Here is a 13,877-nt window from a genome sequence, read left to right as displayed (position 1 = left end):
CCTCAACCCATCGCCCTGGAGTACTTGCGCTCCAGCAGGCGTTGATACGTCAACATGATCAGCAGATTCGCGGCCAGCAGGATCAGCGCGATGGTCGCGCCGAGCGGCCAGTTCAGCGAACCGAGGAATTCGTCGTACACGGCGGTCGGCACGACCTTCAGGCGGCGGCCGCCGAGCAGCCCCGGGATGGCGAAGGCGCTCGCCGACAGCGCGAAGACCATCAGGCTGCCCGACAACACGCCCGGCAGCACCTGCGGCAGCACGATGCGGCGCAGCGTGGTGGCGGGGGAGGCCATCAGCGACAACGCAGCGTTCTCCACTTGCGGATCGAGCTTTTGCAGCGCGGTCCAGACGGGAATCACCATGAACGGCAGCATCACATGCACGAGCGCGATGACGATCGCGACCTGCGTGTACAGGATCTTGTACGGACCGAGGCGGAACAGTATCAAGGCTTTGTTGACGAGACCGTCGGCACCCAGCAGCATCGACCAGCCGAACGCGCGCACGACGACGGAGACCAGCAGCGGCGCGAGGATCACAAGCAGGAACACCGAACGCCACGGCTCGCGCATGCGGTACAGGATGTACGCTTCAGGGCCGCCGATCACCATGCACAGCAACGTGGTCAGTGCAGCGATCCACAGCGTGCGCAGGAAGATGGTCTGGTAGTAGCCGTCCGTCAACACCTCGGCATAATTGCCCAACTGGAACGCCGCGATAGGGCCGGTGGCCGGATCGAAGCGGTAGAACGTGAGGACAAGCGTCATCACGAGCGGCACGATCACCAGCAGCGCGAACAGCACGAACGCCGGCGTGCACAGCAGCCATGGGGGGATGAACGCGTGCCACGGCGTGCGGCCGGACGGCGCGGCGGACGGGACCGGTGCGGGCGTCGACAACTCAGCCATGGCACACCCCACGATCGACCATGCGCACGGCGTCGCCATGCCATGACAAGCCGACATCGGCCCCTTCGGCGACGGGTTCGTTACCTTCATTCTGCGTGCAGACGAGCAATTCGCCGAACGCGCTGTCCACGCGGTACAGCCACTGGCTGCCGAGGAAGAAGCGGCTCGAGACGCGGGCCGGCAGATGCCCGTCTGACGGCGCGCACAGGCGCATTTTTTCCGGGCGGATGCACAGCGTCACGCCGTCGCCCGCCTGCACGGCGCTGGCATTGCGCCCGATCGCCAGGCGGCGGCCGGCCACGTCGAGTTCGATGCTGTCATTGCCGACCGACGACACGGTGGCCGGCAACAGGTTCGCCTTGCCGATGAAGCGCGAAACAAAGCTGGTCTCGGGGTGTTCGTAGGCACGATACGGCACGTCGACCTGCGTCACGCGCCCGGCCTCCATGACCACGACGCGGTCGCTGATCGACAGCGCTTCGGACTGATCGTGCGTGACCATGATCGTCGTGGTGCCCACTTCACGCTGGATCGCGCGCAGTTCGAACTGCATTTCCTCGCGCAGCTTGGCGTCGAGGTTGGACATCGGTTCGTCGAGCAGCAACACTGGCGGCTCGATGACGAGCGCGCGGGCGAGCGCAACGCGCTGACGCTGACCGCCCGACAATTCACGCGGGAAACGGCCGGCATGTTTTTCGAGATGGACCAGTTCGAGTGCGCGGGCGACGCGTTTGCCGCGATCGGCCTTCGGCACCTTGCGCATTTCCAGCCCGAACGCCACGTTGTCGGCGACCGTCATGTGTGGGAACAGCGCGTAGCTCTGGAACACCATGCCGAGACCGCGGCGGTTCGGTTTGACGTGGGTGAGGTCCTGCCCATCGAGGGTAATTCGCCCGGCGGTGGCATCGATGAAGCCGGCGATCATCATCAGCGTGGTGGTCTTGCCACAGCCCGACGGGCCGAGCAGCGACACGAACTCGCCTTTTTCGATCGACAGGCTCACGCTGTCGGCGGCCACGAACTCGCCGTAGCGCTTGGTCAGGTTATCCAGGACTAGAAATGACATGGTCGTTCTCGGTATTCTTCTGAGGCGAGGGTGCACGCAGTCCGGCACGGCGCGGGGCCGCACCCGGACGGGTGTTTCAACAGGAAACGCCGCGTGCCGGCGGAACCGGCCGCAGCGGCGCTCATTGGCGTGCTAACGCTCGCAGTACCGGCTCAGATGTCGAACTGCACACCCTGCGCGAGCGGCAGTTGCGTGCTGTAGTTGATGGTGTTGGTGGCGCGGCGCATGTAGGCCTTCCATGCGTCTGAGCCCGATTCGCGGCCGCCGCCGGTTTCCTTTTCACCACCGAAGGCGCCGCCGATTTCCGCGCCGCTGGTGCCGATATTGACGTTGGCTATGCCGCAATCGCTGCCGGCCGGCGACAGGAAGCGCTCGGCTTCGCGCATGTCGTTCGTGAAGACGGCCGACGACAGGCCTTGCGGCACGTCGTTGTGCAGGTCAAGCGCAGTGTCGTAATCGTCGTATGTCAACACGTACAGGATCGGGGCGAAGGTCTCGTGCTTCATGACGTCGGTTTGCGACGGCATGCGTACCAGCGCTGGGCGCACGTAGTACGCCTGTTCGCCGCCGATGCCGGTCACGCGATCGCCGCCGAAAACGTCGCCGCCTTCGGCACGGGCCCGGGCCAGGGCGGCTTGCATTTGTTCGAACGCGTTGTGGTCGATCAGCGGGCCGACGAGCGTGCCGGTTTCCATCGGATCGCCGACCTTGACGGTGGCGTAGATTTTCTTGAGGCGCTCGACGATGGCGTCCGCCAGCGACGTGTGGACGATCAGGCGGCGCAGCGAGGTGCAGCGCTGGCCGGCGGTGCCGACGGCGGCGAACGTGATGGCGCGCACAGCCAGGTCGGGATCGGCGGACGGAGCAACGATCATGGCGTTGTTGCCGCCGAGTTCGAGAATGCTGCGGCCGAGGCGTCCGGCCACGCGCTGGGCGACTTCGCGGCCCATGCGGGTCGAGCCGGTGGCCGAGACGAGCGGCACACGCGGCGAGCCGGCCAGGATGTCGCCGATTTCACGGCCGCCGAGCAGGACTTGCGAAAGACCGGCCGGCAGCACGCCCGGGTGCTTCTGTTCGAAACGCTCAAAGGCCTTGTGCAGCAGGGCATCGCAGGCGAGCGCGGTCAGCGGGGTCTTTTCCGACGGCTTCCAGACCACGGCGTCGCCGCAGACGAACGCCAAAGCGCTGTTCCAGGCCCACACGGCGACCGGGAAGTTGAACGCCGAGATGACCCCGACGACGCCGAGCGGGTGCCACGTTTCCATCATGCGATGGCCGGGGCGCTCGGAGGCGATCGTCAGGCCGTAAAGCTGGCGGGACAGACCGACCGCGAAATCGCAGATGTCGATCATTTCCTGGACTTCGCCGAGGCCTTCCGAGGTGATCTTGCCGGCTTCGAGGGTGACAAGCTGGCCGAGGGCCGACTTGTTCTCGCGCAGGATTTCACCGAAAACGCGGACCAGTTCGCCGCGCACGGGGGCGGGCACGGTGCGCCATTTCAGGAACGCGGCGTGGGCGGTGTCGATCTTCCGGGCGACTTCCGCTTGCGTGTCGGCGCGCAGGGCGGCGAGACGGGCGCCATCGCGCGGGGAACGCACCGGCAGGTCGCTGCCGGCAAAGTCATCGATTGCAACGCCCAGGGCGCGCAGGAGTTCGGCGGGGGTCATACGTCTCCTTGAGGCTGTTCAGTCCGGTATCCACGCATTCCCGCATGCCAGGAAGCGGTTCAGGCAGGCGGTCTACCACGATTGGATCGGACTTTAACCCCTCAAAAATACGCGGGCAAACGACTTATGGGAAGGAGGTTGTGCGGTTTGGGAATGGAAGGGGGATGGGGTCGGACATGACGCCCGACGCCCATCGATCGAAAAGCAGACATGCGGTCACTCGATTTCGTACTCGAAGTTCTGGCAGTACGCGACACCGGATACCTGCTTTATCCTGAATGTCCACTCACCATTATCTTCCCGCCACACTCTGCGGTCTTGATTGGGGAGCGCACACGCACGCATCGATTGAACGGTGTCGCAGTAGTCCCAACGGCCGAGGTTATAGACCTCGCCCGCTGAACCCGGGTTGCAATCGTTTCTATACCAAGTGTAAGTTCGCGCCACCTTCACCTCCGCACGTGGTCCCATAGGACCGCGGTCACCGCGGTCACCCTTCTCCCCAGGCGCCCCCCTCTCTCCACGCGCACCCTGCGCTCCACGCTCTCCTGTCTCTCCGCGCTGTCCTTCAGCCACTCTCCATTGGTTGTTCTGGCATGCCATTAGCAAGCCCTCGAAACTGAGCCCGATACTGTGTCCGGTACACCATGAACCTGGGGAAAATTGCTTTCCCATGTGAAGTTGGCCGCTGCCGATGGTGACCGTGCCTCGCGACGAGATATTGCCGTCCGCCTTGATATTGCCGTCTGCCTCCAGATTTCCTCCTGCGCTTGTGCCGGGCCCTTTCTTGGCATGGATGGTGCCTTCGGCGTTGATGCTCTCGGTTGTCAGTGTTTTCTTGACCGTTCCCGTCACCGTCAAGTTCTTGGTGGTAAGGCGCTCCTCTACCTTGATGTCGCGGCCCGCAATCAAACCTTTCGCAACGATACTGGCACTGCCATATTTTGGTGGCACCGAATCGTCCCCGGTATAGCCCGCTATCACGCGCTGACTTGCTGACAATTGCTTCATCGAGAGCGTTCCGATCCCTGTAATATCGCCAGCACCGGCAATGTTGTGGTGCTTCCCTTTCCGTTCCTCCATGTTCAGATTTCCCAACATCGGTCGCGTACCATCGCGCCTCATGAAAACGTCCTGAACGCTTATCTGGTTGCCGCCGCGCACGGCGATAAGTCCAACCTCGGGATCCGGGCTGGGAACCTTGATGGGTACGATGCCGTTTCCGTCGCGGAATCGGAAATAGACCCCGTTTTTTTCATCCTTGTGCGAAATGCCGCCGAGAGCGCCGATCTTCTTGACTGCCACGCCCGAAGCAACGAAATCGGGTTCTGCGGCGTAGGTACTTCGTATGGGGGCTGAGAGATACGTCACCGAGTTGATATCGCACTTGGAATTATCGTCCGCACAGTTGTCGGAGTAGACGTAAATCTGATATTGCGCTCCGGCCAATGGAGGCGATGCGCCGATGCCCTTCGCGCCCATCACACGGATAACGCTCTCCGCCGTCAGGCCGGCAATGGTCTTGCCCAAATCCGTCGTTTTGGCGGACATTTCCAGTCCACCCATGCTGATCCGTGTTCCCGGATTACTTAAGAAGAGCTTCTTGATGTCCCCGTGATGCTGAACCACGAAACCCTGTACGTGCCTTCCAAGCACCTTCAGTGCCTCCCCGACCACCGCCCCCTTCTCGATCCGCATATGTCGCGCCTGTTGCGCGCCCCAGAATGTGATCAGCATACCGACGACAGCGACGGCGATCGCGGCGCCGACCAAGAAGACGCCCCTTTGTTTTCTGCGCATTGCCCTGCCCCCTCCCGAACCGTCCGACAGCGGCGGGGCGCCACGTGTCCGCGATTGCAGAACCGTTGAAACCTGCAATTCTCAGGGAAGAACTTCGTGCTGCGGTTGGGAAACGCCCGGTTTGCGCGAGATAGGCGCACGAAAACAGAAGTTACGCGACAAAATAAAAAGAGGTGGCCAGCTGATAATCGAAAGCCGCTGACTGGTCGTCAGTCCGAGCTCGAGGTCGCGCGGGGGTGCCAGTCGAACTTCTCCAGTCCCAAAAGCGCTGGATTGTCAGTTTGCGAATCACTGCTGTTGTCGTGACGGCACTCATCCCCTCAAGCCAAGTGCCCGCAGCCAAGCATCGACCTGCCCGAAGGCGTCTTGCTGCCATTGTTCTGGGCTGCGGTCTCCGAGGACATTCGTTTCTTCGACGAAACGGCGCACACATGTCGGCCCGAAACCGTCAGCGATATCGAACTTGCCAGCAATGAAACCGTAGCCCGCCGCGCCGCTAGCATGATCGAGCAGCGGCCGACATTCCTCGGCGAGCACCTCTGGACCACCGGGATAGTTCCGGATGCAGTCGTAGATGTCGTAGGCGTCCTTCTGTTTGTAGCGCCCCTCAATCGCGTGTCCCTTCATAGCCAAAAGGGCCGGAATCGAACAAACTGCGATCTCGACGCGGTTCATACCCCCAACGGGCATCGGACCGCTGATAGCCACCAATTGGTAAAAGCGAAGGGCCAGATCGGCACCGTCCGCTCTTTGCACCGCAAAGTCACTGATCAGCGGTGGCACGTTCTTGACGATTTCGGCGTCGCGGGGCATCAGGAAATCGACAATGATGTCAATCGGCGTGCCTCCATCTTCGGTGGGAACCTGGCGAACGAGCTGAAAGCGTCGACGCTCTCGACGTTGCTGATAACCATGCCCCTGTAGCGCTTCGATCAACGTGGCGTATTCGCCATCACCCAAAGCTTCCGCGTCCAGGCCAAGGTCGACGTCGAGCGTGCCGACGTGTGGCATATCCTCGTTGCCAAGCAGCAGCCACGGTACAGCACCGCCAACGATGGCGAATTTGCCCTTGAAGCTCCCGAGAATCTGGCCGATTTCTATCAGCACCGCTTTAACGGCAGTTGTCGTGCGGTCGTCGTAGTCGCCAGCGGACTGTGGCTCGCCCGGAGTCATTCCGGCCATATCAGCCTTCCTCGTCGTAGATGATCTGCAGCCTCTCGCCCGCGTTCGCCGGCATTGGCAAGATCAAGATAGGTTTGGACCGGGCTTGTGCAGATTGCTCCAGGCGCCGGTTCGTCCGTGTCGCGCAACAAGCCGGAATCCTTGAGCAGGGTTACCACCACGTTTTCGCCTTTGGAAATTGCCGACAGCTTCAATGCTGACTGCAGTCGTTCGAGACCTGGCTCGTCCGCGTAGAAATACTGTGTACCTGTCCGGCCATACGGAGCGAGCCAATGCGCCGCCGAGAAGGATGCAAACGCCGCTGGGCTGGCCTCGCCATCCGAGCGCAGTACTCGCCGCGCCGCTTCCTCAAACGCGCTGCCGTGCAGGGTTGTATAGAAGGCGAGGCGCTTTCCAACGGGTGGCTCGTAGGCGTCGCGCCATTTGTCCAGCAGCGCATCGGGCTCGGATAAAAACAGACCTTCTTCGGACACTTGCGCCCACTCCCGATCGAGCAGGCCGACACGGACGTTGCTAACGTGACCAAGGCTGACGGCGGCAGCCTGCGCAAGATCTGTGACGCGCCACGCCCGGCGGGGATTGCGAAGCATCACGCGCAACACCTGCGCGGATTTAGGTTTGAAGAGCGACCTGAGTTCACGCCGATCGACAGCGGGTTTGCTGGCGACTTGGCGGTCGATAAAGACGCTGTCGAAGATCAGGCGCGCATTGCCTTCGAGGTCGAGAAAGCCCACATCTTGCTCACGGCATAGCGCTTGAGCTTCAGGAGACAGATAAGGGGCGATGAAAACGGGCGTGGCATCTTGCGCGTAATGAACCATGTAATTGCGCAGTTGGAGCAAGGCCATCCGGGCATGGCGCGGCTGGCCACTGGACTTCACTTCGCAAATCAGCGCGTGACGCCTGCCAGACACGTCGATATGCGCCACGATATCCACGCCTTCGTCGGGTCCGGATGCCTCGCGCTCAATGTCCAACAGCTTGATTGCAGGCACTTCCCCCAACAACAAGCGAAGCACCTGCGTTGCTTGGCTCTCTATGTCTTTCATCAAATGATGGGGTTTCAGCATTTGTTGAAAATATCATTTTTAGTGAAAATGTCAAGGCACCTTTCACTGAAACCAGCGCTTTCAGCGTTTGCTGAAACGGATTTCTCTGGTGAAAATTGGCCCAACTCGACTGTCGTATCTGTAATACGACAATCTGCTCAGCCAGGGGAATGACGTAGGACTCGATGCCGACAACGGGTCAATCCACTGCACACATGGCGCGATTTCCGAAATTCTTACAAAATCGCGCCAAATTGTGGCGCGAATCAAAAAATCGCGCCAGAATCGCGCCAACCCCTACCGAAATCGCGCCAACCGTCCATGCCATCCACCAACCTGTTGTTGAACTCTGTGTACTCCGTCCCGGACGGGCTCACGCTCGCCGAACTGCTGGTGCGCCATCCTGACGTCTCGCGGCGTACCGCACAGCGCCGGCTCCATGATTGGGTCGCCGAAGGCCAGCTTGCCGCGCTTGGCGAAGGGCGCGCCCGCCGGTATCGTGCGGTGGTGTTCGCGCATCCCCCCAGCGCTGTCGCAGACACGTTTCCAGGGTATTTGCCGCTCTCTGCCGACAGCCGCGACATCCTCGCCTATGTCGACCAGCCGGTGCAAGCACGCCAGCCAGTCGGCTATCAACGGGATTTCCTGGACGCGTATCAACCGAACCAAACCTGGTACCTCTCCGAATCATTACGTCGCCAACTGCGGAACATGGGGCAAACCGGGCAGACGGGGCTGCCCGCTGGCACTTACGGACGCGCCATCCTGAGCAGGTTGATGATCGACCTGTCCTGGGCATCCAGCCATCTCGAAGGCAACACGTACACACGGCTCGACACTCGCGAGCTGCTGGAGCACGGCCGCGCGGCGGCCGGCAAAGCCGTCATCGAAACGCAGATGATCCTGAACCACAAGAGCGCTATCGAGCTTTTGGTGGATCACGCCGATACGGCCGGATTCGATCGCTTCACTGTCATGAACCTTCACAGCGCGCTGGCCGAAAACCTGCTGCCCGATTCGGCGGATGAAGGCAGTTTGCGCAAACATGCTGTCGGCATCGGCCAAAGCGTATTTCGCCCGCTGGCGAACGCCCATCAATTAGGCGAACTGCTGGACATCATGCTGGCGAAGGCGAATCAGATTCATGACCCGTTCGAGCAATCGTTCTTCATCATGGTGCACCTGCCTTACCTGCAGCCGTTTGCTGACGTCAACAAACGCACCTCGCGGCTGCTGGCAAATCTGCCATTGATTCGCGCAAATCTTTGCCCGCTCACATTTCTCGACGTACCGGCGCCCGCGTACACCCGGGCAACGCTCGGCGTCTACGAAATGACGCGCATCGAATTGTTGCGCGATGTCTATCGCTGGGCCTATGAACGTTCGACGAAGGAATATCTCGACATCAAACGGGACCTGACCGAGCCCGATCCGCTCCGGCTCGTTCATCGGGATGTCATCCGGCAGATGGTCCACGACGTGGTCGTGACCGTCGACGAAGACCCGCTCGACGTCATCGACCGGGGCCTGGCGTCCGTCGAAGCGTCTGCCCGCACCGACGTTCGAGGGCTCGTGATCGACGAACTCCGTCGATTACACGAAGGCGTGCTGGCACGTTACGGGCTTCGTCCGGCGCAGTTGGCGCGCTGGCAAGCGCAACAGACGGCCCGGTGACCCCTCACAGGCATCTACGGTCGACGCGCGCGCATTCCCATAGCTGCTCGCCTTCAACACTCCACGATATTCACCGCCAAACCGCCGCGCGCCGTCTCCTTGTATTTCGTCTTCATATCGGCGCCGGTTTCGCGCATGGTCTTGATCACGGAGTCGAGCGACACGTAGTGGGTGCCGTCGCCGCGCAATGCCATACGCGCCGCATTGACCGCCTTCACCGACGCCATCGCATTACGTTCGATACACGGAATCTGCACAAGCCCGCCCACCGGATCGCACGTCAGGCCCAGATTGTGTTCCATGCCGATTTCCGCCGCATTCTCGACCTGATCGACCGTGCCGCCCATCACTGCGGCCAACGCCCCGGCCGCCATCGAGCACGCCACGCCCACTTCGCCCTGACAGCCCACTTCCGCACCTGAAATCGACGCATTGAGCTTGTACAGAATGCCGATCGCGCCCGCCGTCAGCAGGAAATCGATCACGCCCTGATCGTTCGCGCCATGCACGAAGCGCTCGTAGTAATGCAGCACCGACGGGATGATGCCGGCTGCGCCGTTGGTCGGTGCCGTTACCACACGCCCGCCCGCCGCGTTTTCTTCATTGACCGCGATCGCGTACAGATTCACCCAATCCATCACCGACAACGGATCGGACAAGGTGCGCTCCGCACGCTGCGTCAACTGGCGGTACAACTCCGGCGCCCGACGCCGCACATGCAGCGGCCCCGGCAATTCGCCGTCGGCATCCGTGTTGCCGATGCCGCAGCCACGCGTCACGCACGACTGCATCACATCCCAGATTCGCAACAGACCGCTGCGAATCTCGTCCTCGCTGCGCCAAACACGCTCGTTGTCCCACATCAACTGCGCAATGCTCTTGTCGCTCTCGCGGCACATCTCCAGCATTTCCTTGCCTGTGCGGAACGGATACGGCAACTGGTCGTGCGCTGCCAGCACCTGGGCATTGCTGGCGCCTGCCGTAACGACGAAACCGCCGCCGACCGACAGATAGCGCCCTTCGCGCAGTGTATTGCCCTCGGCATCGAACGCATGAAATTTCATGCCGTTCGGGTGCTCGGCCATCGCCTCGCGGCGGTAGAACACGATGCTTTCCTTCTCGATGAACGGCACGGCGTGCTTGCCGAGCACATGCAGCACCTTGTCCTTGCGCAATTGCGCCAGCCGCCCGGCGATGCCCGCCGGATCGACCGTGTCGGGCGCTTCGCCCATCAACCCCAGCAGCACACCCTTGTCGGTGCCGTGGCCCTTGCCCGTCGCGCCGAGCGATCCATACAGTTCGGCGCGCAGACTCGCCACCTGCGGCAACAGCCCGTCGCGATCCAGGCCCTGCGCAAACAGCAGCGCCGCCCGCATCGGGCCGACGGTGTGCGAACTCGACGGCCCGATGCCGATCTTGAACAGGTCAAATACTGAGACGGCCATGTGAATTCCTGAAAACGCTAAAACGTCATGAATATGACGGTAAGACAAAAAGGGGCCAGCGTTGTTCGCCGGCCCCCGTGCACTTCATTCGATCAATTTCGATCGACCGCGACGTTATTCGTAGTCGCTCATCGGCACGCAGGCGCAGAACAGGTTCCTGTCGCCGTAGACGTTGTCCGCCCGACCCACCGGCGGCCAGTACTTGCGCTCGCGCAATGCCTTCACCGGGTACGCCGCCTGGCCGCGCGGATAGGCGTGCGCCCATTCGTCGGCCATGACCGCTTCCGCCGTGTGCGGCGCATGCTTCAACGGGTTGTCCTCGCGGTCCGCGCGGCCTTCCTCGACGGCGCGGATTTCATCGCGAATCGTGACCATCGCCTCGATAAAGCGATCCAGCTCGGCTTTCGACTCGGATTCCGTCGGCTCGACCATCAGCGTGCCCGGCACCGGGAAGCTCATCGTCGGTGCGTGGAAGCCGAAGTCCATCAGGCGCTTGGCCACGTCATCCACCGAAATGCCGCTCGTTTCCTTCAACGGACGCAGATCGAGAATGCACTCGTGCGCCACCAGCCCGCCCGGACCGCTGTAAAGCACCGGGTAATGCGGCGCAAGTTTCTTCGCCAGATAGTTGGCATTGAGGATGGCCGTCTCCGTCGCGGCGGTAAGACCCGACGCGCCCATCATCGCGATATACATCCACGAAATCGGCAGGATCGCAGCCGAACCGTACGGCGCGGCCGAGACGGCGCCGATGCCGGCAGCGTCGCGTTGGTAGCCGGTCGAATGCTGATTCGGCAGGAATTTCGCCAGATGCGCGCCGACCGCCACCGGACCGACGCCCGGGCCGCCGCCGCCGTGCGGAATGCAGAACGTCTTGTGAAGGTTCAGGTGCGACACGTCGCCGCCGAACTCGCCCGGCGCGCACAGGCCGACCATCGCGTTCATGTTCGCACCGTCGACATATACCTGGCCGCCGTTCGCATGAACGATCTCGCAAATCTCGCGTGCGCCCGCTTCGAACACGCCGTGCGTCGAGGGGTACGTCATCATGATCGCCGCCAGACGGTCACGATGCTGTTCGGCCTTCGCCTTCAGATCAGGGATGTCGACGTTGCCGTTGGCGTCGCACGCGACCACCACCACCTGCATGCCGGCCATCTGCGCCGAGGCCGGGTTGGTGCCGTGGGCCGAGGCCGGGATCAGGCAGATGTCGCGATGCGCTTCGCCGCGCGAGGCGTGATAGGCCTGGATGATCAGCAAGCCCGCGTACTCGCCCTGCGAGCCGGCGTTCGGCTGCAGCGAGACAGCCGCGTAGCCCGTGGCTGCGACCAGCATCTTCTCAAGCTGATCGATCATCTCGCGGTAACCGGCGGTCTGCGACGCCGGCGTGAACGGGTGCAACTGGCCGAACTCGGGCCAGGTGACCGGCAGCATCTCGGACGTTGCATTGAGCTTCATCGTGCACGAACCCAGCGGGATCATCGTGCGGTCGAGCGCCAGATCCTTGTCCGACAGGCTGCGCAGATAGCGCAGCATCTCGTGTTCGGAGTGATAGCGGTTGAAAACAGGGTGCGTCAGGTACGCGCTTTGACGCGCCAGCGCGCCGGGATAGCCGGTGCCCGTCTGCGCTTCGACGACGTCGAAATCAGGCTGTGCCGCCGTCAAGCCAAGGCCTTCGGCGATGACCGCCCACAATGCGGCCACGTCGGCGCGCGTGCTGGTCTCGTCGAGCGAGATGCCGACCGCGTCCGCGCCAATGCGGCGCAGGTTCATCTGACGCTTCCCGGCGGCGGCGTGAAGCGCGTCGGCGCGGCCCTGGGCCGGGATCGTCAGGGTGTCGAACCACGTGGCGTTCTTCGCCGTGACGCCCAACTGCTTGAGGCCGAAGGCGAGTACCGTCGTCAGGCGATGCGTGCGCTCGGCGATCGTGCGCAGGCCTTGCGGGCCGTGATACGCAGCGTACATGCTGGCCATGATGGCGAGCAGCGCCTGCGCGGTACAGATGTTCGACGTGGCCTTCTCGCGGCGGATGTGCTGCTCGCGCGTTTGCAGCGCCAGACGCAGCGCCGGCTTGCCGTGGGTATCGACGGACACGCCAACCAGACGGCCCGGCATCGAGCGCTTCAGTTCGTCGCGCGTGGCCAGATACGCCGCGTGCGGGCCGCCGAACGCCATCGGCACGCCGAAACGCTGGCTGTTGCCGACCGCCACGTCTGCGCCCCACTCGCCCGGCGGGGCCAGCACTGTCAGCGCGAGCAGATCGGCTGCGGCGACCAGCATGCCGCCCTGCGCATGAATCGCGTCTGCCAACGCACGGAAGTCGCGCACGTCGCCGTTCGCGCCCGGATACTGGACCAGCACGCCGAACGCCTCGGCCTGCGCGGCAGCGTCGACAGGACCGACCTTCACTTCAATGCCAAGCGGCTTGGCGCGCGTTTGCACGACTTCGATCGTTTGCGGCAGGACATCGTCCGCCACGAAGAAGACGTTCGACTTCGACTTGCCGGTGCGCTTGACGAGCGTCATCGCCTCGGCGGCGGCCGTTGCCTCGTCGAGCATCGACGCGTTGGCGATGGCCAGGCCCGTCAGGTCGATGACCATCTGCTGATAGTTCAACAGCGCTTCGAGACGGCCCTGCGAGATTTCCGGCTGATACGGCGTGTAGGCCGTGTACCACGCGGGGTTTTCGAGGACATTGCGCAGGATCACGCCGGGCGTGAACGTGTTGTAGTAGCCCTGGCCGATGAACGACTTGAAGACCTGGTTTTCGTCCGCGAGACGACGCAGGCTGGCCAGCGCCTGCGGCTCGGTCTGCGGTGCGGCGAATTCGCCCAGCGCGGCGGCGAATTGCCTGGCGTCGCGGCGAATCGAGGCGGGCACGACGGCGTCGATCAGCGCGGCGCGCGAGGCATAGCCGAGTTCGGCCAGCATCGCCTGCTGTTCAGGGCTGTCCGGGCCGATGTGGCGCGCGGAGAAGTTGTCGCGCTGCTCGAGCTCGGCGAGCGTGCGGCGTTGCGGGTGCAGGTCAGTCAGGGCATTCATGGGTCAGATCTCTCGTTCGGTCACGGCAGGCGACGACGGGG

Annotated in this window: 9 protein-coding genes; 1 reads left to right on the top strand and 8 read right to left on the bottom strand. The window is 62.8% G+C overall.

Going from position 1 to position 13,877, the window contains the following annotated elements:
- Positions 1–2 precede the first annotated feature (2 nt).
- The 6 genes from PTE30175_RS22055 to PTE30175_RS22030 form a co-directional block, all read right to left on the bottom strand.
- The gene (locus PTE30175_RS22055; protein ID WP_150699215.1) at positions 3–911 is read right to left on the bottom strand and encodes an ABC transporter permease; all 909 of its coding nucleotides are present in this window, start codon (positions 909–911) and stop codon (positions 3–5) included.
- On the bottom strand, positions 904–1,977 hold the full coding sequence (locus PTE30175_RS22050; RefSeq protein WP_150699214.1) for an ABC transporter ATP-binding protein: 1,074 nt from the start codon (positions 1,975–1,977) through the stop codon (positions 904–906). Before PTE30175_RS22050 ends, PTE30175_RS22055 begins: the two co-directional genes overlap by 8 nt.
- Before the next feature lie 152 nt (positions 1,978–2,129).
- Positions 2,130–3,644 (bottom strand): L-piperidine-6-carboxylate dehydrogenase, encoded by a 1,515-nt coding sequence (amaB, locus tag PTE30175_RS22045; protein WP_150699213.1) that lies wholly within the window; start codon positions 3,642–3,644, stop codon positions 2,130–2,132.
- A 216-nt stretch (positions 3,645–3,860) separates the two neighbouring features.
- Positions 3,861–5,444: a collagen-like triple helix repeat-containing protein gene (locus tag PTE30175_RS28830; RefSeq protein WP_150699212.1), complete on the bottom strand. Its 1,584-nt coding sequence runs from the start codon at positions 5,442–5,444 to the stop codon at positions 3,861–3,863.
- Between the two features lie 312 nt (positions 5,445–5,756).
- Complete coding sequence (locus PTE30175_RS22035) at positions 5,757–6,626, bottom strand: hypothetical protein (protein WP_150699211.1); 870 nt, start codon at positions 6,624–6,626, stop codon at positions 5,757–5,759.
- On the bottom strand, positions 6,614–7,696 hold the full coding sequence (locus PTE30175_RS22030) for a type IV toxin-antitoxin system AbiEi family antitoxin (protein WP_150699210.1): 1,083 nt from the start codon (positions 7,694–7,696) through the stop codon (positions 6,614–6,616). The genes PTE30175_RS22035 and PTE30175_RS22030 overlap by 13 nt, the downstream gene beginning before the upstream one ends.
- A gap of 300 nt (positions 7,697–7,996) precedes the next feature.
- Between PTE30175_RS22030 and PTE30175_RS22025 the strand changes: the two genes are divergently transcribed.
- Positions 7,997–9,349 carry a Fic family protein gene (locus tag PTE30175_RS22025; RefSeq protein ID WP_150699209.1) on the top strand — a complete coding sequence of 451 codons (1,353 nt, stop codon included), beginning with the start codon at positions 7,997–7,999 and terminating at the stop codon, positions 9,347–9,349.
- A gap of 53 nt (positions 9,350–9,402) precedes the next feature.
- Here PTE30175_RS22025 and PTE30175_RS22020 read toward each other — a convergent pair whose 3' ends face one another.
- Positions 9,403–10,794, bottom strand: coding sequence for an L-serine ammonia-lyase (locus PTE30175_RS22020; RefSeq protein ID WP_150699208.1), 1,392 nt, complete (start codon positions 10,792–10,794; stop codon positions 9,403–9,405).
- A 114-nt stretch (positions 10,795–10,908) separates the two neighbouring features.
- A complete protein-coding gene (gene gcvP, locus PTE30175_RS22015; protein ID WP_150699207.1) occupies positions 10,909–13,836 on the bottom strand; it encodes an aminomethyl-transferring glycine dehydrogenase in 2,928 nt (975 codons plus the stop codon).
- Positions 13,837–13,877 lie beyond the last annotated feature (41 nt).

The sequence above is a fragment of the Pandoraea terrae genome (assembly GCF_902459695.1).
Classification (GTDB): Bacteria; Pseudomonadota; Gammaproteobacteria; order Burkholderiales; family Burkholderiaceae; genus Pandoraea; species Pandoraea terrae.
This window is presented reverse-complemented; position numbering and strand designations above follow the sequence as displayed.

Excerpts from the sequence above, each read along its gene's own strand:
- PTE30175_RS22055 (WP_150699215.1), bottom strand. The coding sequence starts at position 911 with ATGGCTGAGTTGTCGACGCCCGCACCGGTCCCGTCCGCCGCGCCGTCC.
- PTE30175_RS22050 (WP_150699214.1), bottom strand. The coding sequence starts at position 1,977 with ATGTCATTTCTAGTCCTGGATAACCTGACCAAGCGCTACGGCGAGTTC.
- amaB (WP_150699213.1), bottom strand. The coding sequence starts at position 3,644 with ATGACCCCCGCCGAACTCCTGCGCGCCCTGGGCGTTGCAATCGATGAC.
- PTE30175_RS28830 (WP_150699212.1), bottom strand. The coding sequence starts at position 5,444 with ATGCGCAGAAAACAAAGGGGCGTCTTCTTGGTCGGCGCCGCGATCGCC.
- PTE30175_RS22035 (WP_150699211.1), bottom strand. The coding sequence starts at position 6,626 with ATGGCCGGAATGACTCCGGGCGAGCCACAGTCCGCTGGCGACTACGAC.
- PTE30175_RS22030 (WP_150699210.1), bottom strand. The coding sequence starts at position 7,696 with ATGCTGAAACCCCATCATTTGATGAAAGACATAGAGAGCCAAGCAACG.
- PTE30175_RS22025 (WP_150699209.1), top strand. The coding sequence starts at position 7,997 with ATGCCATCCACCAACCTGTTGTTGAACTCTGTGTACTCCGTCCCGGAC.
- PTE30175_RS22020 (WP_150699208.1), bottom strand. The coding sequence starts at position 10,794 with ATGGCCGTCTCAGTATTTGACCTGTTCAAGATCGGCATCGGGCCGTCG.
- gcvP (WP_150699207.1), bottom strand. The coding sequence starts at position 13,836 with ATGAATGCCCTGACTGACCTGCACCCGCAACGCCGCACGCTCGCCGAG.